The sequence below is a fragment of the uncultured Campylobacter sp. genome, from assembly GCF_938002845.1.
In the GTDB taxonomy this organism is placed as follows: domain Bacteria; phylum Campylobacterota; class Campylobacteria; order Campylobacterales; family Campylobacteraceae; genus Campylobacter_B.
On sequence record NZ_CALKZP010000051.1, the window covers coordinates 72,754 to 89,640 of the forward strand.

The window sequence follows — 16,887 nt, forward strand, 5'->3', positions numbered from 1 at the left end:
CTTAGCCCCACATCAGCAAAATACTCATGTTTTTATAAATATCGCCGCGACTGTCAGTAAGCTCTACGCTAATGGGTGTAGGCGAGTTGCAATCTCCTATATCTTTCAGCCAAAAAATTTCCTCTTTTTCGGAAGGTTTTTCGCCTGAAAAGGTAAGATTGCCAGCACTATCTACGGCTTCAAGGCGATATGCCTCACTGCCTCTATTATTGACAAAAAATAGCGGAGTTTTGAAGCTATAAAGCGTTATGGAGGGATTTTGTGCATCGGGCGAAGATGAATACTTTACTAGCCCAAGTAGTATAGTTATATCTTTTTCGCCTAGCTTTCCCCCCTCTAATATATTGATCCTGCCTTGAAAGGCGTCCTCATCAAAATTCAGTAAGGTCGAATAGTCTCTACCACCTATCACGGCACAATATACCCTAGCTACGGGATTTATTGCTTTCGCCCAGACGATGAAGCGCCCTCTAGGACCTATGGCACCGCCTTTCGTACGTCCATTAAAAATACTAGAGCTTAGGCTAAAATCTAAATTCCGATCTTCTGAATTTAGCTTCAACGCCTTTTCGCAGGCGGCATCTTTATACATCATTACGTCAAATGTTTCAGCCATCTTTAATCCTTCTCTTTAATTTCATTGAAATCGCAGCTAAATTCGTTTGCGAAATAGCCGATATTCATTGTTTTCTCTAACTTTCCGTCTAAATATAGCTCTAGCTTATAAGCTCCGTAATCGCTAAATTTAATCTCCACCTCCCCGAAAGGATCGGCACTAAAGCTTTGCGTGCCGAGCTTAAAGCTGGCGTGCGCGATAAGCGCACTATCTACGTCAAAATCACGCATCAGGCTAAAGGTATGGGTATAGCCTTTAGGATAAAACTTCGTAATCTCGTATTTATGCAAATGATCTATTTGCAAATTTTTATACTCCGCTTTGATGCTTAATGCAGAGGGTAGGTCGCGAGCAGGGCATACGAAAAGATAGATATTGCTTTCATAAGCTACCTTTAGCGTTCCGCTTAAAGGGCCCTCGAAGCAAAGCACATTATCTTTATAGATATTGCCGTGCTGCTCTTGCGCCGTTTGCTTGCTAAATTGCAGCGGCGTTCCGTCAAGGCTTACAGCTATTAGTCTTTTAACAAAGCCCGTAAGCTTTACGCAGATATCCTCGCTTAGCTCAAACTCCTCCACCGCGCGATAATCGGCAAAAAATGAGGCATCGGGCACGTTTAGACCAATATCTTTCGCCTCCCAAGCGGGGGTTGCGAAAATTTTACCTACCGCGCGAAGCGGAGAGATTACGTAAACATCGCCATTTTCGTCGTCCTTATATCTTAAAACCTCCCTCGGGGTTACCGGATGGGGATCGGGATCGATTACCGCAGTAAGCCCGGCTTCGGAATAGATATCCTCGTTTTTATCGTTAAAAATTATCGTATCGATGTTTTGCGGTGCGCTAAGGCTAAGATTAAAATCTATTATATTATCCTCGTTAAACTCCGCCGCGCTCACGGCGGGTTTAGCGATATAAAATTTATCGCTTATGAAAATTCCTAGATCGTTCGCCCAAAAGCTAAGCCCTATGCCCTCTAGTGCTCCGGCTAGCGACGATGCATCCGAATACGAAAGCCCCGTTAGCGGCGTATCTTGTGGTGCATCGCAAAGAAAGCTTACTTTATCTGTAAGAGAGGCGAGATCCTTTAGGCTGGATATATTTTGCGGCAAACGAAGCGGGGTTTTAGCGACAAGCTTTTTAAAATTTGCATCTATGCTTAAAACTTCGCTCACCTCAAAAAGGCAATCTTTGAAATGCGAGCAGCTGATTAAAATTTCATCTATCGGGGCGGATAGAGAGGATGAGGCGATTTTCAAAGATGCCGTCGCTTGCAGCTCGCCTTCCTCGCTACAAATGCTAAGCTCACTGATGCCACGAAGCTCGCTTTTTATGCCATCTCTGAAAGCAAAGACCTTAAAGCCGTATTCTACTACCATTGCTCCACCCTTTTATAAATCAAAGAAGTGGGGCGGTAAGCTCTATTTCTCCAGCAAAAAGCAAGCGTTTTTGAGTGAATATCGGACTTTAAAATAAAGCTTTCCTCGATTTTAGAGCTATAAATTTTTGCCTTATATACGGCTAGTTTAAAGTCGTATTGCGCACTTCCTTTCTTATCGCCGTTGGTAGCTAGATGAAAATTCGCGGCAACGCTACCTTGGCGAATGACCCCTTTTGGTATATATATCTCAGGCCTTATATCCGTATATCTTTCAATATAGCTCGTATATACGCGGTCTTGCGAGATTTCTACCTTATAGTTTAGATCCAACTTATGCATTACCGCTCCAATATGCCGCTATATAGTATCTAAGGCTAACACCCTTTGAGACATCGGCAAAACTGACTCGCCTAACGAGCTTAACGGCATGTACCGCTTCGCTCGCCGTAGCTTTGTCCGCAACCAAAGGAAGTAGCTTAAAAGCAAACTCCCCCTTTTTGATATATGAGAGATCTTCCTCATCGGTAAATTTTATTTTGTTTCCCTCTATCCTATCTACCCGAAGGGGATTTTGCGAGCCGGAAAAAGCATAGCACTCACCAACGACAAGCGGTGCAGAGCCGCTTATCGGGCTAAGCTCCAGCGCATCCTTGCCTTCGCTTGTAACCTCAAATATTTTCATATCAACGCCCCCAGCGTTTAAGCCTAGATATTCAATCTTACGCTTATCATAAAGTAGCGTTACGTGCGGATAAAAGGTAGCGGCAAGATCCGTAATCTTTGCATAAATCGTCATTTCGTCGGTTTTAGTCGAGGGGGTAAAGATCGAAATTCTAGGACTTGGAAGTAAGTTATCTCCCGTTCCTACTCTTTGCGTGCACTCTTTGTCCTTATAAAATTCAATTCCCGCCATTTTTGACTCCTTTATATTTTAATTTCTCGGGCGAGCTAGGAAGCCCCCGCCGTTTTTGAAAATTTCACTTCTCAAAATTTTTAAACCTCTTTGAATTTAAGCGTCAGATAAAAGAGCGGCTCTGCGCTTTTAAAGAGCGGCTCTGCGCTCACCGCAGCATCCGTATAATCAAACCTTGCTCTGATTTGCCCCGTATCAGTTAGCAGCACAAGCTCGTTATCAGCAGAGCTTTCAGCTAGAGCGATTAGGGCATCTATGCAGGCTTTGCTTTGCCATGCGATCTCATCACTGGAAAATACGAGGGCTCTGTTTTTGCGCTCCCTTAAAAATACTATCTCCGCTCCGCTTATAGCGGTCTCACTTGCCGCGGTTAGCGAATAATTTCTAAACTCGTCTTGTAAAAACAAAGGCTCGTCGAGTTTTACGTTTTCTACGGCTTTTAATCTCATACTCCGGCTCCTTTTAGATACCTTTGAAGCGCTGCTGCGGTATCTTCGTCGGTTTGAGCTTTGTAGCTCGCCCCGCCTAGATTGAAGTTTAAATTTACGTTTTTAGCAGCAGCGGCATTCGGCTTTATAAACTCGGCGGCATAACCCTCTATGTTTAGACCCTGCTTCGCTCTGGATAATAGATCCTCGGCAAGAGCGCGGAAGTTTGTAAAATAATCGTTCCCTTTAATCTTAAAAAATCCCGGATATTGCTTATTCCATGACCTAACGGCGTCAAGCCCGTTTCTAAAAAGCTTTTTGTCGATCATCTCATAAAATTTATCGGAGAGCCTATTGGCTAGCCTCCTAACGTCTGCGGAGCTTATGCTCATATCTATTCTTTGCATAAACTCGCTGTTTTGGCGAGCTAATACAAGCCCGCCGCTAGCGAAGCGAGCTAGCTTCTCTTTTGGGATCGCCCTAGCGTTTAGCCTTGCAAAAAATTTAGCACCGTAGTAGTCTACGGCTCTGACGTTTTGGATAAACTCACCTCTGCTTAGTAGCGCAGGCACATCATCCCTGCCTGCGGCATCATGTCCGGCGATCTTGCCGCTATATCGCCTAAAAAGTTCCACCGCTCCGCCGCTAGCGAAAGCTGCGGCATTTGTGCCTTTAATTTTACCTCCGCCTATGGTTTTGACATGGATCGTATGAACCGATGATGTGGGCCTTTTAAGTGCCTCGATCGTCTTTTGCGCCGCCTTGGCGTCCGGATCGATCGTATGGATGCTTGAGCTTGGAGCTTGCAGGCTCTTTTTCGCTTCCTGAGCCGCCGCGTCGTCCGCGGTTATTTTGATGCTAGCTCCTCCGTTCATTGCGCCTTTAAGCTCGGCGATTTTGGTTTTTACTTCCTCAAACCCCTCGGCGCTAAAATCTATCTTGCCCTCTGCAGCTCTTTGTTTTAGTGCAATTAGCTCGTTGTAGAGTGCTTTTTCACTCTGCAAGCTAGCCTCTACCGCCGCTTTTTCGGCGGCAATATTTGCCATCTTGGCGTCATGAGCAGCAAGATCGGCGTTCTTTTGCATCTCGTTTGCGCTTAGATTTAGCGCCAAAATTTCATTTACCGTATTTTTATAATCCGCGGCTCTATTGATAGTCTGCGCATTTTTGCCGCTTCCTAGGCTCTTTTGCGCTCCTAGGCTATCGTTGATTTTCGCTGCTTGATCGGCATAGCGCTTGAAGCTTTCCAGATCTTTATTATTGAGCGCTTCTTTGGCTGCGCTAAGTGAGCGGGATAGGGCCAAGCGGTCATCGTTGAATTTCGCCTCTTCGCTCATCCCCGCTTGATTGGCTAGGCGGATTTTTTCTGCAGCGCTAAATTCCAAGCTCTCACGGCTGTGGGCGTATTTCTCCTCTATGCCCACCCGCTGCTGCGCCATCTTTTCTAGCTGCGAGTTATAGCTTTGCTCCTTTGCAAGCAGCGTTGCGATAGTGCGGTCATGACTTTTTATACGCGCATCGGCATCTTTTAAAAACTCGTTTAAAACCCTTTTATTGTCATTTATAATCGCGTTATTTGCAGCCTCGCGCGCATCCACCATAGAGGTAAGACCCTGCTTAAGTCTCTCTATTTGATTGATCTGCAGTTCAATCTGATTTTTTGCGTCCGCTTCTACAACCTTATCAAGCCTTACCTCTTTTAGTCCCTCAAGGCTTGCTCTAAGCCCTCTAAGCGCTTCATCTGCGGCGGCTATCCCTTTTGCGGCAGCTTCCGTGCTTAAATTTTCATTTTTGCCTAGGTTCCATACATTGCCCGTCTTTTCTAATTCTACGCCTAAATTCGCTAAGCTGTTGCGAAAATCATTGGTATTTTGCGTCGCTTTAAGCATATAGGAAGGTAGGTCAAATTTAAGATTTGCGGGGATATAAAATATGCTATTGAAAGCCTCGGCGAGTTCCCCGAGCCCCTTTGCCGCGGTAGAAAAAACTCCTGCATCCTTTTCTCCGGCAAGCCAATCAGGCATAGCTATATCGCTTAAAGCGGAGGCTGCTTTTATAAGCGAGCCTATGGAGTTTGCAAGCAGCGCCGCGGCATTAGCGGCAGCTTCGAAGGTATCTTTGTTGAAAATACCGCTTGCGATCTCATTTATACCCTCGCCGAAGCTCGCTAAGGCCTGCCTAAGCGTCGCATCATTTGAGAGATACTCATTTATTTCTGCAAAAGAGTTTTTAAGCCCCTCAAACAAAGGCTTAGTAGCCTCTCCTTGTAGCTCCGCCATACTTGCTTTATAGGAGCTTACCAGGGCTTCAAATTTCGGAGCGCTAAAGGAAGCCTGCTCGCCGAAAATTTTAAGCTTTTCGTTCATCACGTCGAAAAACGAGCCGTTTTCTATTGCCGCCTTTAGACTTTCGGTTTGAAGCCCCAAGGATTTTAAAAATCGTCCGAAGTCCGTATTTGTTTGGATAATGCCTGCGCCCACGCTATCTAGCGTCGCTTTTAGCGAGTTTACGTCAGCCCCCGAGCTTTGGGCTGCGTATGAGATATTTCGAAATAGCGCGAGAGCCTTTTCTAGGCTCATATTTGAGCTAGCGGTAGAATAAAAGCTCGTAAACATCGCGGCTAGATCGCTGGAGCTGAAATCAAGCTCGCTATCGAGCTTTTTAAGCTCCTCAAGAGCCGCGCTCGCCTTTTGTCCGCTAAGCTTCCATTTCTCGAAAGGATCTAGCTTGCCGCTTTTTTCTGCGACGTTTATCAGGCTTCTTAATCTAGCGTTTAAATTTTCTACGGTGGTATTATTCTCAAGCCCGGCGGCGATAAACTCTCTAACGCCCTGAGTAGCGCTAGATATAACCGAGCTAAGCCCGCGCAGCGAGATCGTAAGATTCGCAAACGCGTCGGATTTGATCCCGTCTATCGCGCTTTTTAACGCGCCCGTGCTTTTGCTCGCCTTTTGCGCGGCAGTCTCTACGTCCGATAGCCCCTTTTTGACCTTTTCCGCACCGCTAGCGTCCGCTTCGACGCCTATTTTTATTTTTAGATCGTCCATACTATCCTCTTAAATTTTGATATAATATGCCGCTAAAAGGAGCGGCTATGGATCTATTTGGATTTGACGAAAATCGGGGCGAAAGCCTATTCGGTTTTTTAATGTGCTTTGCAATGGCGGTGCAGATAAAAGAGTATTTTGCGCGCAAAAAGGCGCAAAAGATTGCCGCAAAAATCGAAGCACAAAAGCGCTTAAGCCGCCCGGAGCTAGCTTTTATATTTAAGAATATAGATAAATTTAGCCGCGAAAAGCGAGCCGAAGTTAGGATTTCGCCTAAAGATGAGCCTTTTGTGCGCGAGCTGTCGCAAAAAAGCGGGATAAGATTTACGCGGTGCGCGTAAAAATCAGGTTTTAGCAAACTCTTTAAGCCTTTCGATACCGCTTCTTTCACTTTTTCCCTCGCTTATAAATTTTTTAAATGCCCGATCGTCCGCGAAGCGCGCAATTCTAACCGCCGCAGAAATTTCTTTAAGCCTTTGTCCCTCTATCTGCGAAAAGCCCTCTACCGCCTCTTTTGCAAAGCTGAAAGGAAGCTCCCACGCCCTAGCTAAGCCGTGCTCTAGCAGGTAGCAGATCCAAAAGGTTATTTTTTTTTACCGCCCTCGCCGCTTGCGGTAAGATCGCCGTAGGTTAGGCGCAAAATTTCCTCATAAAGCTCATTTGCGGCGCTATAGCCTAGGTTTTCAATCTTATCTGCGCTAAGATCGCAGCACTGCTTTAAAATTTCGGCTATATCGTCGTTTTTGATGATGCCCGATTGAATTTTATAAATCAGCCCTATGGATAATTCTCTAATCGTAATGCCGTTTTTCAACGTCTTTTTCTTAAACAGATCCATTTTCACTCCTATTTAACTCGTTTTATAGGGAAATTTAGATCAAAAATGTAGGCGTATAGGCTTTCGCTTATAAAACGCGTTTCGGCACTTTTTAAAATGACGGCGCGGCTTGCGGCCTCATCTTTTAAAAGCTTGTCGCTAAGCGCCATAATCTCATCTAAAATTCCGTAAATTTCGCAATCTAAAGTGTTGCGCGCTAAAATGATTTGAAACTTCAGGCTAGTTTCGTTCGCACTGATACGCTCAAAGCCGCTAAAAATCAGATAATCGCCGTTTTGATCTATAAGCGCCGTATTCGCTACCGCCGTAAGATTTAGCTTAGATTTTAAATACTCCAGCGTCTCTTTCATTTTGGCTCCTCATCGTCTCTTAGCGTAAATTTTTCTTTAAAAAAGTTTATTGCTATATCTAAAACCCCGCTTCCCTTAAACGCTCCTATCCCGCAAATCGCAAGGCTAAGGCGCATATCCTTGGCATAAAAAAATGCGATCTCATAAATGATATAGGCGCTAAAACATCCATCGCAAAGCCTTGTAAAAAACGAACGTAGCGCTACCGCCGGCGATTTTTCGGTTACGGAAGGCTGTCTAAACCATGCTACTATGCTGCCTGCGACGCCGACGGCACAGACATAAGCAAGATACTCCATTTCTCATACTTTGCCGTGTGGGCTCAAGCGCCCAGGAGACGCCGTAAGCGCCCCGCTAATGCCTATACAGCACGACCACGCCAAAAATAGCGCATTCGTATTGCGGATAAAAAGCTCAAGTAACGTAAAAAGCTCTAAATTAAAAATTACTAAAAGCACCGCGCGCAGTAGATAGAGCAGAACGGGTCTCATTCATTCGCTCCCTGCGTGCAATCTTTTGCGATCTGTTCGCACTTTAGAAAATATGCCATTAGCGCCTTGTGCGCCTCGAAATCCGAGCTTTCGGCGGGGCGTAGCGGCATTTTTAGGTTGCATTTTACGGGGATGAATACCTGCTTTATCTGCGGCTCTTTTGCCCCGCAGCCGCCAAGAGCAAAGACGCTAAAAAGCGCTATTAAAAAGCATTTTATACGCTCTAAGCTCACTCTCACAGCCTTTGTCCTTTATATAAATTTTTGAGACGCTCTTGATTTTATCCTCATTCAGCCCGCTTGCTTTAATCTGCAGCGACTTTATCGCCGCATTTTGTAAGCTTAGGCTTGCCGCGCAGCTTTGAGCTTCCGCCTGCTTTGAAGCGTAGGCATTATTAAGAGACGAAATTTCAAATTTCAGCTTCGTAATCCATGCTGTGCTTAGCACGCAGACCGCAATTAGAGCGTAACCCAAAGCCCGCACGTTCAAAAAAGGCATGACCCTCTCCTTAAAGAGCGCAAATTTCAAAGAATTGATTCCCAGCCGCACGGGTTTCGTCTTTGAGAATATCGACGCTGAAACTGATAGAAAGCCAATCATCGCCTTTAAGTGCAAAATCTCCGTCCGCTCTTAAGGAGCATTTATAAAAAGTCGCCTTCATCGCGCTTCCCGTCGCCGCCTCGCCGATAAACATAAGCGCGCACTCCAGTTTGCTGTTTTTAAAGGCGCTCATCTTCTCCTTTTGGATACCGGCGCTCAGCGCCAAAGTAACCTCTCCGGAAATATCTTTTAGAAATTCGACTATACCGCTATTTGCGTGATACTTATAGTCCTCATCCTTTTTTGGAGCGGTGCCGCCTCCGCCTACGGTGGCACTAAGATTGCCGCCTACGGCTCCTAGATCGACGATTTCGCCCGCTTTCGCGTCGGTAATTTTAACGCTTGCCGTCTTGCCGCTTTGCGACGTTTCGCCAAAATAGGCTCTGGCTAAATTCTTTATCGAAATTTCATCACTTTTAAAGCTCATACTCGCACTTTGGCTTTTTACGATAGTCTTATCTATCGCCTGCGTTGCCCCCTCAGTGTTGGTATGCTCTAGCTTCTCAAGCTCGGTCTTTATGCTTACCTCCGAGCTGAGCCCGAAGTATTCAAATCTACCCGTAGGCTTGCCCTCTTTATAGACGTCGATATAGAGTTTACCGCCGCCAAGGGTTACGTAATCGCTACTGCTAGCCATATTTTTCTCCTTTGTTTTAAATTTGATTTAGCTCGCTCTTGCGCTGCCCGCTTTTGATTATCCCGCCGCTGCCGTCGTCATTTTTTATCGCTGCCGCTTCTTTTAGAGCTTCGTTTGCCAGTATCTGATCCAGCTGCGTCGGCTCTATTTTCAGTAGTAGCTTGAGTCGAAACATCGCCAGATCCATTAGCGAGGGTTTCGGAATCGCCTTTTTCTTGCTCAGCGCTCTGGCTTCCTCCATCGCTCGCTTCGCTAGAGCTTCGCTCACTTCCGCCTTGTTGAATAGACTCTGCCTCGCTCTGCTTAGAAATTCCTCGTCCATCTTCTAAAAAATCCTCCGCACAATAATGCATCTTATCTCCTTATTTTCCCGTGGACATATAGGCAAGTTGCCATAACGCGTATCCTGCATTCATAAAGCTTTTGCAGCCAAATAGTGCAGCGTCCTTCATAAATTTATGATCGTCGCTGCTCTCAAAGACGCCATCTTTTGCAACTTGAAGCACAAAAGGGCGCACCGGTTTGCCTAGATCCATCAAATACCACTCAGTGCCCGCGATCTCCGGCAAAACGAGCAAGCTGTAGCGTTTAAAAGTAGGGTTTGTTTCGCCTGCGGTTAAATGCTCCTTATTTACCGCAGTAATTGCTGCGGCAAGGTTTTTAGGACCGCAGATTAGATGCGTCGGACTTACGCCCAGGGCTTGCCCGGTGTCGCCTTTGATGCTGATCATATAGGCCTCCGCAGCTAAAAGATGCGCCGTATCCAGCGCGCCGGTGCCGCTATTTGCATAGGTATCGCTACCAGATGCATGGTCGGCGGCAAAAAACGCCTTGCCGTCGTAGCATTTACCCTTTGCGGGATCGGCTGCAGTCGCAAGGATCTTCGCTACCAGCGCGCCGCCGAATTTTTTCGCGTTGAACGCCATCTGCTCGATCGCAGGCTTATAGAGCCCGACCTTGTCATATTCAAGATGAGTATTCGGCACCGTAACGCTCGCTTCAAAAGGCTGATTTTCTAGCGCATAGCCATAATCCTTGAACTTTTTGATATCTCTATCGCCGACCCACTCTTTCATCATCGGAAAGTTACCCAGCCAAACATATTTCTCGCTTAGATCGTTGCTGTCTATGCGCATAGCAAGAACATCCGCCTCGCTTTTGGTATCGTTGAAGGTCTTTTGAAAGACCGCCTTAAAGCCGATCGATGTCTCTTCAAAATTTGCCATTATTTAATCCCCTTTGCATATTCCTCTTCGCTAAGCCCTAAAAGAGAGGCCACCTTTTTCTGCTCGTCGCTTAGGGAGGACGCGCTATTTTTTTGAAGCTCCTTTTTGCCGAAAAACGCGCCCAAAAGGGAGCTAAGCTTTTGCACCTGTCCGTCTAGCGCCGTGATCTTTTCCTCTATCGCGTTGTTTTCTTTTGCATTCGCTTCGCTTTCTGCGGCAGTACTCTCTTTCGCGTTTGCTTCGCTTTTTTGAGCCGCCGTATCCTCCGCTTTGTCGCGAGCGGCAAAATTTGCGCAAAGCTCCTCTATTTGCTTGCCCATGGCGTCTATCTTCGCCGAAAGCTCCGAAATTTCTTTATTCATCTCTTCCTCTCCTTTTGAGTTGATTGCATTATTTAGCAAATTTGGGCGATTTACAAGTCCTACGCTATCAAGCCCGATCACCCGTCTATTCTCGCCCATATCAAAAACGGGGCTTAGGTATCGATATGCCCGCGAGCCGATAAGCTCCTCACCCGTTTTATTTAGGCTTAGGCTAGCGTAAATCCCGCCATCTCTAAGCTCGAAACTATCCTTATCAAACCACCCTAAAGCTGCGCCGAAGCTGTGGTTTTCATCAAGGGCGATATCAAGGGCGTTTTTTTCTATGGAGGCTATCAGTGCGGCGCCGTCAATCCGAAACGCTCGCCCGTCAAGACCTATCACTTCGCCGACCGGCGAAACCTTTACCTTTTCGTCCTGCTTAAAATTTAGCTCTAAAACGCTATTTATGCCTTGTCTCATACTGCCTCCGTCTCGAAATTTGGCGGTATTATACGGACAAACGCCGTTAAAATCACTCTATTTAGGGGCTATCAAGAGTGAAACGGAAAAAAATTCGGGCTAAAATGCGAGATAAAAATAAAATCGTCGCGCATAGCAAAGTGAGACGACGCGCAAATTTAAGGAGGTAAGCCTTGGACGTTAAAACTGCACGCGATATGTTTATCAAAGGCTACTCAATCACCGACATCGCTACTGCTTGCGGCGTAAGTCGCCAAAGTATCTATGCCGCCAAGGCTAGAGCAAAAGCCACGGGCGAGGACTGGGATGAGCTAGCGCTTGCGAAAAACAGAGAGCAGAGTAATACCATCAAAAGCGAGCAAGGTTTTATTCTCGCGCTGATAGAAAGCTTCGAGCGGGCGTTTTCACAGATGCAAGAGCTGCCGCCGCAGGAGAGACTCGAAATTTTAAAAAACTATACGCAAACCTATTATAGCCTTAAAGCCCCGCTTAAAACGGATATAAAGGCTCAAATACTAGACGCCGCAAGTCGCGCGATAAATGAGATTGCTGATCTTGCCATGAAGAAAAAATGCGATGCCGTGACAGAGTTTTTAGCTGCGAATGCGGATGAAATTTTAAGACGGGTGCTTAAGCAATGAATGAAGATATCGAAGCACTGCGCATCAAGCTCAAATCCCTAAGGCGCGCCATCGATCCGCAAAGAGACGGCAGGATAAAGACTGCGCGCGCAAGCTTTAAAGAGTGCGTACGGATCTATTTTAGCGCTCACGTACGCCTGCCCGAAACTTCTAAATTTCGAGCAGATTTTTATAAAAATGAGGCGAAGCTAAGCACGAAAAATAGGCATCTGCTCTTTAAAGCTTACAGAGGAGCTGCCAAAACTACCTTGATTTCAAGGCTTTGGGTGCTTTTTAATACTGCGGTAACTGCGCGAAAGCGAAACTGCGTAATCATTAGCGCGACGATTAATCTCTCTAAAAAGACGATCGAGTTCATAAAAAATGAGCTTGAGGAAAACGAACTTTTGATTAGAGATTTTGGTATCAGCAAGGGCGATAAATGGACGGAGGAGGAGATCGTATTTTATAGCGGTAAGCAGGCGTTTAAAATTTCCGCTTACGGCGCAGGCAAAAAGATCCGCGGCGAAAACTGGCGAGGATTTCGTCCGGATCTTATCATTTGCGACGATCTGGAAAACGACGAAAACGTCAAAACGAAAGCGCAGCGCGACAAACTTTATGAGTGGTTTGAAAAGGCTATTATGAAGCTGCCAGCCCGCGGCGATAACGCTTATAATATCGTAGTAGTCGGTACTACGCTGCATTATGATAGCCTGCTCTTTCGCATCGAAGCAAGAGCGGATTTCAAAACTCTATCCTATCCGCTAGTGCGCGCTTTTCCCGCAAACGTAGATGAGCAAAAGTGGGATATGAAAGAGCTGCTGCTAGATGATAGCAGGCTGGATAAAGAGCGCATAAAACAGGAGTTTCTAAGCTCCAAAAGCGCCTTTATGAGCGAGTATCAAAACGAGCCGCTAAGTAAAGAGGAGGCAAGCTTTAGCGGATATCAAACTTTCGAGCAGATGCCTCTTTGCGACGCCTATTATATGGGGATTGACCCCGCATTAGGAAAAAGCAAGGGCGATTATTTCGCCGTAGCTACGCTTGGGGCTTATGAGGGCAAATTTTATGCAAGCGTTAAGATGGCAAAAGTAAAGCCCGAGCTTATGATGGATCGTATCATAGCAGCGGCGCTTGAAATTTTACGACTTAACCGCCCGCTTAAAATCGCGATCGAAACTATTCAGTTTCAGGAGTTTTTTAAGGATATGCTCGACAAAAAAGCCCGCGAATTAGGGCTTTATCTGCCTATCATAGAGCTTAAAAATAGCGTGCCTAAGCAGCTTCGTATCGATAGCCTAACCCCGCCTATAAATAACGGCGTGATCCTAAGCGATAAAAACTCGCTCGTTTTCATAGACGAGCTTGATACCTACCCTAAAAGCGCGCATGATGACGGGCTGGATGCGCTAGAGATGGCATGGCGCATCGCAAAGGTACCGGCGTTTGATTATGCAAGGGCTAGGCAGATAATAAAAGAGCGGAAACGCAAACGCGATATGATAAAAGATATGTTGCAAAGCTGATAAGAACAATGCCGTTTAAACGCTTTTAAAAGCCGTTTAAAAGCGTTTAAATATTTTTGGACGTGTGATTTACCGCCCAAGAGGCTAAAAGCGCTTAAAACGCACGCAAATGAAATTTAAGGATGATGGATGAAAAAACAAGATTTAAGATCGCTCATTAAGCTTTTAAGACCCAAGGGGGCTTATTCCAAGACCGACGTAGCAGGATATGTAGAGCTAAGCCCCTCTAAGATCCGCGCCGCACTGCTTACTAAACAGCAGAATTATCTATTCCCTGCATTTTCGCTCATAATGGATAAGGATAGCGCCGTAGGGGCTGAAATAGAAAAGCGTTTAAGCTCGGTAGAGAATAAATTTTTTACCCACGATCTAGGCGAGGATCAAAACGAAAATATCGAGCAAATCATAAAGGCTGCGGTGAGCGCTAGGATTTTCGGTCTTAGCGTTTTAGAAGTGTATGCGGACGAGGACGCAAATATAAAATTTGACGTAGTAGATAGAATATATATTAATATCGTAGAAAACAAGCCTTATCTGCGGATAGGCTCACGCGATATTGAAGCCAAAGAGCCGTTTTTTATAGTAGTGAGGCAGGAAGATCCGGCGCTACTTAAAATTTTGTGGCTGGTGTTTGCTAAACATTTCGTGCTTAGCCATTATCTTAAATTTGTGGAATTCTTAGGCGTGCCGCCGCTTATCGGCAATAGCTCAAGCGGAGACGAAAACGTCATCACACAAATGGCTGAAGCGCTTGAGGGTATCAAAAGCGGCAGTTACGCGGTGCTAGGTCCGAACGACATTATCAAAGTGCTTGAGGGTAGAGGAAGCCAAGCCGACTTTATGGAGTTTGTGCGCTATTGCGACGCCGAGATAGCCAAAGTAATAAACGGCTCGGTGCTTAGTTCCAACGCAAACACCGCACAAAGCGGCAGCTACGCAATGAGCAAAACCCACGAGCAAAACCGCGCCGAGATAGTCGCTGCGGACGTGAAATTCGCAAGCCGCTTAGTCGAGCGAATATATGCGCGTCTTGGCAAAAGGGCAAATCTAAACATTCAAATCGAAAAGGATGTGGATCTGCTCCAGCGCGCACAGATGCTTCAAATTTTGCACGATATGGGATACCGAATGAGCCCTGAAGATATGGCAAAGGAGTTTGACCTGCCTCCGAGCGCAAAAAGCGCGCCGAAAAATACGGAAGGTAAGCCAGCCGCACAGACGGACGCAGAAAAAAATTCTGCGAATGCGACAAAACAGGGCAAATATCTTACAGAGATAGAGAGGCAAACCGCGCAGCACGATTTTAGCGCCGCAAGCTCGCAAATTTCATCATACGTTAAAAGTGTGGTAGATAAAGCCCAAACCTACGAGCAGGCTTATGAGATACTTGCAAAAAATCCGCTAGGTTTTAAGCTTAATGCGCTGGAGGATGAGCTATTTCGGGTTATAGCGAATGCTGAAATTTTAGGCGCGGATGACGATGAATATTAGCTTTTTCGATCCGCCGCAGCAGGTCGTACAATATATCAAAAAGAAACGGGCGGAACTTCATTTCGATTATGACGAGATTATGCACGAGGCGCATCATCGCGTCTTTACGGTTGCCAAGATCACGAGGCTCGACCTTCTGAAAGATATTCAAGATAGCTTAGCTCTTGCCGCGCAAAAGGGGCAAGGATTTGATGAATGGAAGCGCGGTATCAAAGACACCCTAGCGCGCAAAGGCTGGCTCGGAGACGTAGTCGTAACCGATCCAAAAACGGGCGAGCAAAAGCAAATTTACGTAGGCGATCGCAGGCTACGGAATATCTATAACACTAATATGCGAGTAGCCTATGCCGCTGCGCGCTACCAAAGTCAGATGAGCTCGGATCTGCCGTATTTTCGTTATGTCGCGGTGCTGGATGATCGCACCAGGGCGAGCCACCGCGCGCTGCACGGGCTGATCCTGCCGAAAACCCATCCGTTTTGGGATAAGGGCTATCCGCCGAACGGCTGGAACTGTCGCTGCAAGGTGCAGGCGGTAGATGACGACGATCTGCGGCGAGAGGGCTGGAGCATAGCGGAGGATATCCCGCCCACTAAAATCCATCCCGACTGGGCATATAACGTCGGCAAGACGGATAATTTAGATGAAATTTTAACGGAAAAGCTCGCGAAATTTAGCAAAAGCCGCGCGAATTCAAAGAGCCTTAAAAAGGCGGTAAAAGATGATTTAAATGACTTTTCGCATAAGCGCGATCTTTACGTCTGGCAAAAAGGGCTTAACGCGATGGTAGATGCCGTACTTGCGGGCAATATCATCAAAGATAAGACTTATCAGATCGCTCAAGTAGGTGTGTTAAAACCTAAAATCAAAGCCGCATTAAAAAACTTGGATACCCTGCCGCAAGCCGAAAGCATCGCGATCTATCAAAATGCTATCTCTCATATCACGCGCGATAGTAAGCCAAAGGCAAAAGAGCCGAATGCGGACGAGATTAAAGCGATCGTAGGTGTGCTGGATAGGGCGAAGCATGTGTTTTATGATAGGAAAGAGAGGGTTTTATTGTATTTTTACAAAAGCTCACAAAGCGACGGGATGATAAATTATGCGGTAATCCATTTAGATTATACGCTCAAAAAATTTAAAACGGATAACTTTATAGCGACGATTAGTAAGATGCCATCTAGAAACTACCGAAGCGTGCTGAAAGATGAAAAGAGATATATAAGGTTAAAGTAGCAAGGCCGGGCATCGAACCCAAGTCATTTATAGTCGCTTTCGCGAGTATCCCTCTGCCAAATCTGAGGGCATCTCTTGCTACTTTAAAAACGATTATACCACCGAGGCGGAAAAATGTCAATAAAAATCACAGGTATGGATGAGATAGAGGCCAAGCTTACGGCGCTGCAGAATAGCCTAAGCGGAGCGCAGATGAAAAGCAAGCTAGCAAGTATCGGCGAAAAGGTAAGGTTACGAATAGAGCTAAGCTTCGAGCGAGAGCGTAGCCCATTCGGACAGGCGTGGGCACCTCTTAGCGCAAATACCGCCATAGCGTATATGAGAAAAAGCGGCACGCGAGGAGGCGCAAGGGCGCGTAACCGCGTATTTTTAGCAAAATTCGGCGCCGGTGGCAGCAAGAAAATTTTGCGTCTAAGCGGAAATTTAGCGGATCGATGGAATGTCGAGGCAAGCGAAACCAGCGTAACGATAAGCAATAATAGCTCGCGCGATGGATTTCCTTATGGGCTAACGCATCAATTCGGCTCACATAACGGCTGGGGCCGAGGCATCTATATCCCTGCTCGTCCGTTTCTGCCGATAGATAAAAGCGGAGCGCTGCTGCCCTCGTTGCAAAATGATATAGAAAGCTATCTAATCCGTGAAATAGAAAAGGCGGTAAAGTAAAGAGGGGGCGTTATAAAAATTACAATACAAGCTAATAT

22 protein-coding genes are annotated in these 16,887 nt (G+C 46.1%); 6 read left to right on the forward strand and 16 right to left on the reverse strand.

Annotated features, from left to right (window positions below):
* Position 1: 1 nt before the first annotated feature.
* The 6 genes from Q0224_RS08805 to Q0224_RS08830 form a co-directional block, all read right to left on the reverse strand.
* Entirely contained in the window at positions 2-616 is a 615-nt protein-coding gene (locus Q0224_RS08805; RefSeq protein WP_297950702.1) for a hypothetical protein, read from the reverse strand.
* A gap of 2 nt (positions 617-618) precedes the next feature.
* Complete coding sequence (locus Q0224_RS08810) at positions 619-1,995, reverse strand: hypothetical protein (RefSeq protein WP_297950703.1); 1,377 nt, start codon at positions 1,993-1,995, stop codon at positions 619-621.
* On the reverse strand, positions 1,989-2,336 hold the full coding sequence (locus Q0224_RS08815; RefSeq protein WP_297950704.1) for a hypothetical protein: 348 nt from the start codon (positions 2,334-2,336) through the stop codon (positions 1,989-1,991). The genes Q0224_RS08810 and Q0224_RS08815 overlap by 7 nt, the downstream gene beginning before the upstream one ends.
* Entirely contained in the window at positions 2,329-2,910 is a 582-nt protein-coding gene (locus Q0224_RS08820) for a hypothetical protein (RefSeq protein ID WP_297950706.1), read from the reverse strand. The genes Q0224_RS08815 and Q0224_RS08820 overlap by 8 nt, the downstream gene beginning before the upstream one ends.
* An 80-nt stretch (positions 2,911-2,990) precedes the next feature.
* Positions 2,991-3,359, reverse strand: a complete 369-nt coding sequence (locus Q0224_RS08825) for a hypothetical protein (RefSeq protein WP_297950707.1) — start codon at positions 3,357-3,359, stop codon at positions 2,991-2,993.
* Positions 3,356-6,385, reverse strand: a complete 3,030-nt coding sequence (locus Q0224_RS08830) for a hypothetical protein (RefSeq protein WP_297950708.1) — start codon at positions 6,383-6,385, stop codon at positions 3,356-3,358. The genes Q0224_RS08825 and Q0224_RS08830 overlap by 4 nt, the downstream gene beginning before the upstream one ends.
* A 47-nt stretch (positions 6,386-6,432) precedes the next feature.
* On the opposite strand from Q0224_RS08830, the gene Q0224_RS08835 reads away from it, so the two are divergent.
* Entirely contained in the window at positions 6,433-6,726 is a 294-nt protein-coding gene (locus Q0224_RS08835; RefSeq protein ID WP_297950709.1) for a hypothetical protein, read from the forward strand.
* A 242-nt stretch (positions 6,727-6,968) separates the two neighbouring features.
* Here Q0224_RS08835 and Q0224_RS08840 read toward each other — a convergent pair whose 3' ends face one another.
* The 10 genes from Q0224_RS08840 to Q0224_RS08885 are packed head-to-tail and all read right to left on the reverse strand — an operon-like array spanning position 6,969 to position 11,309.
* A complete protein-coding gene (locus tag Q0224_RS08840) occupies positions 6,969-7,223 on the reverse strand; it encodes a hypothetical protein (protein WP_297950710.1) in 255 nt (84 codons plus the stop codon).
* Between the two features lie 8 nt (positions 7,224-7,231).
* A complete protein-coding gene (locus Q0224_RS08845) occupies positions 7,232-7,573 on the reverse strand; it encodes a hypothetical protein (protein ID WP_297950711.1) in 342 nt (113 codons plus the stop codon).
* Positions 7,570-7,872 carry a hypothetical protein gene (locus tag Q0224_RS08850; RefSeq protein ID WP_297950713.1) on the reverse strand — a complete coding sequence of 101 codons (303 nt, stop codon included), beginning with the start codon at positions 7,870-7,872 and terminating at the stop codon, positions 7,570-7,572. The genes Q0224_RS08845 and Q0224_RS08850 overlap by 4 nt, the downstream gene beginning before the upstream one ends.
* A gap of 3 nt (positions 7,873-7,875) precedes the next feature.
* Positions 7,876-8,064, reverse strand: a complete 189-nt coding sequence (locus Q0224_RS08855) for a hypothetical protein (protein WP_297950715.1) — start codon at positions 8,062-8,064, stop codon at positions 7,876-7,878.
* Positions 8,061-8,297, reverse strand: a complete 237-nt coding sequence (locus Q0224_RS08860) for a hypothetical protein (protein ID WP_297894561.1) — start codon at positions 8,295-8,297, stop codon at positions 8,061-8,063. The genes Q0224_RS08855 and Q0224_RS08860 overlap by 4 nt, the downstream gene beginning before the upstream one ends.
* A complete protein-coding gene (locus tag Q0224_RS08865) occupies positions 8,254-8,562 on the reverse strand; it encodes a hypothetical protein (protein ID WP_297950717.1) in 309 nt (102 codons plus the stop codon). Before Q0224_RS08865 ends, Q0224_RS08860 begins: the two co-directional genes overlap by 44 nt.
* Positions 8,563-8,572: 10 nt before the next feature.
* Complete coding sequence (locus tag Q0224_RS08870) at positions 8,573-9,301, reverse strand: hypothetical protein (RefSeq protein ID WP_297950719.1); 729 nt, start codon at positions 9,299-9,301, stop codon at positions 8,573-8,575.
* Positions 9,302-9,317: 16 nt separating this feature from the next.
* Positions 9,318-9,623 carry a hypothetical protein gene (locus Q0224_RS08875; protein ID WP_297950721.1) on the reverse strand — a complete coding sequence of 102 codons (306 nt, stop codon included), beginning with the start codon at positions 9,621-9,623 and terminating at the stop codon, positions 9,318-9,320.
* A gap of 40 nt (positions 9,624-9,663) precedes the next feature.
* Entirely contained in the window at positions 9,664-10,527 is an 864-nt protein-coding gene (locus tag Q0224_RS08880; RefSeq protein ID WP_297950723.1) for a Mu-like prophage major head subunit gpT family protein, read from the reverse strand.
* Positions 10,527-11,309 carry a phage protease gene (locus Q0224_RS08885; protein ID WP_297950724.1) on the reverse strand — a complete coding sequence of 261 codons (783 nt, stop codon included), beginning with the start codon at positions 11,307-11,309 and terminating at the stop codon, positions 10,527-10,529. Before Q0224_RS08885 ends, Q0224_RS08880 begins: the two co-directional genes overlap by 1 nt.
* A gap of 173 nt (positions 11,310-11,482) precedes the next feature.
* Between Q0224_RS08885 and Q0224_RS08890 the strand changes: the two genes are divergently transcribed.
* From Q0224_RS08890 to Q0224_RS08910, 5 genes are all read left to right on the forward strand, one after another.
* Positions 11,483-11,950 carry a DUF1804 family protein gene (locus Q0224_RS08890; RefSeq protein WP_297950726.1) on the forward strand — a complete coding sequence of 156 codons (468 nt, stop codon included), beginning with the start codon at positions 11,483-11,485 and terminating at the stop codon, positions 11,948-11,950.
* Positions 11,947-13,458, forward strand: coding sequence for a phage terminase large subunit (gene terL / locus Q0224_RS08895; RefSeq protein ID WP_297950728.1), 1,512 nt, complete (start codon positions 11,947-11,949; stop codon positions 13,456-13,458). Before Q0224_RS08890 ends, terL begins: the two co-directional genes overlap by 4 nt.
* A 129-nt stretch (positions 13,459-13,587) precedes the next feature.
* Complete coding sequence (locus Q0224_RS08900) at positions 13,588-14,949, forward strand: DUF935 family protein (protein WP_297950729.1); 1,362 nt, start codon at positions 13,588-13,590, stop codon at positions 14,947-14,949.
* Positions 14,939-16,183, forward strand: a complete 1,245-nt coding sequence (locus tag Q0224_RS08905) for a phage minor head protein (protein ID WP_297950730.1) — start codon at positions 14,939-14,941, stop codon at positions 16,181-16,183. The genes Q0224_RS08900 and Q0224_RS08905 overlap by 11 nt, the downstream gene beginning before the upstream one ends.
* A 114-nt stretch (positions 16,184-16,297) precedes the next feature.
* Positions 16,298-16,849 (forward strand): phage virion morphogenesis protein, encoded by a 552-nt coding sequence (locus Q0224_RS08910; RefSeq protein ID WP_297950732.1) that lies wholly within the window; start codon positions 16,298-16,300, stop codon positions 16,847-16,849.
* The last annotated feature ends 38 nt before the right edge of the window (positions 16,850-16,887 follow it).

Excerpts from the sequence above, each read along its gene's own strand:
- Q0224_RS08805 (WP_297950702.1), bottom strand. The coding sequence starts at position 616 with ATGGCTGAAACATTTGACGTAATGATGTATAAAGATGCCGCCTGCGAA.
- Q0224_RS08810 (WP_297950703.1), bottom strand. The coding sequence starts at position 1,995 with ATGGTAGTAGAATACGGCTTTAAGGTCTTTGCTTTCAGAGATGGCATA.
- Q0224_RS08815 (WP_297950704.1), bottom strand. The coding sequence starts at position 2,336 with ATGCATAAGTTGGATCTAAACTATAAGGTAGAAATCTCGCAAGACCGC.
- Q0224_RS08820 (WP_297950706.1), bottom strand. The coding sequence starts at position 2,910 with ATGGCGGGAATTGAATTTTATAAGGACAAAGAGTGCACGCAAAGAGTA.
- Q0224_RS08825 (WP_297950707.1), bottom strand. The coding sequence starts at position 3,359 with ATGAGATTAAAAGCCGTAGAAAACGTAAAACTCGACGAGCCTTTGTTT.
- Q0224_RS08830 (WP_297950708.1), bottom strand. The coding sequence starts at position 6,385 with ATGGACGATCTAAAAATAAAAATAGGCGTCGAAGCGGACGCTAGCGGT.
- Q0224_RS08835 (WP_297950709.1), top strand. The coding sequence starts at position 6,433 with ATGGATCTATTTGGATTTGACGAAAATCGGGGCGAAAGCCTATTCGGT.
- Q0224_RS08840 (WP_297950710.1), bottom strand. The coding sequence starts at position 7,223 with ATGGATCTGTTTAAGAAAAAGACGTTGAAAAACGGCATTACGATTAGA.
- Q0224_RS08845 (WP_297950711.1), bottom strand. The coding sequence starts at position 7,573 with ATGAAAGAGACGCTGGAGTATTTAAAATCTAAGCTAAATCTTACGGCG.
- Q0224_RS08850 (WP_297950713.1), bottom strand. The coding sequence starts at position 7,872 with ATGGAGTATCTTGCTTATGTCTGTGCCGTCGGCGTCGCAGGCAGCATA.
- Q0224_RS08855 (WP_297950715.1), bottom strand. The coding sequence starts at position 8,064 with ATGAGACCCGTTCTGCTCTATCTACTGCGCGCGGTGCTTTTAGTAATT.
- Q0224_RS08865 (WP_297950717.1), bottom strand. The coding sequence starts at position 8,562 with ATGCCTTTTTTGAACGTGCGGGCTTTGGGTTACGCTCTAATTGCGGTC.
- Q0224_RS08870 (WP_297950719.1), bottom strand. The coding sequence starts at position 9,301 with ATGGCTAGCAGTAGCGATTACGTAACCCTTGGCGGCGGTAAACTCTAT.
- Q0224_RS08875 (WP_297950721.1), bottom strand. The coding sequence starts at position 9,623 with ATGGACGAGGAATTTCTAAGCAGAGCGAGGCAGAGTCTATTCAACAAG.
- Q0224_RS08880 (WP_297950723.1), bottom strand. The coding sequence starts at position 10,527 with ATGGCAAATTTTGAAGAGACATCGATCGGCTTTAAGGCGGTCTTTCAA.
- Q0224_RS08885 (WP_297950724.1), bottom strand. The coding sequence starts at position 11,309 with ATGAGACAAGGCATAAATAGCGTTTTAGAGCTAAATTTTAAGCAGGAC.
- terL (WP_297950728.1), top strand. The coding sequence starts at position 11,947 with ATGAATGAAGATATCGAAGCACTGCGCATCAAGCTCAAATCCCTAAGG.
- Q0224_RS08900 (WP_297950729.1), top strand. The coding sequence starts at position 13,588 with ATGAAAAAACAAGATTTAAGATCGCTCATTAAGCTTTTAAGACCCAAG.
- Q0224_RS08905 (WP_297950730.1), top strand. The coding sequence starts at position 14,939 with ATGAATATTAGCTTTTTCGATCCGCCGCAGCAGGTCGTACAATATATC.
- Q0224_RS08910 (WP_297950732.1), top strand. The coding sequence starts at position 16,298 with ATGTCAATAAAAATCACAGGTATGGATGAGATAGAGGCCAAGCTTACG.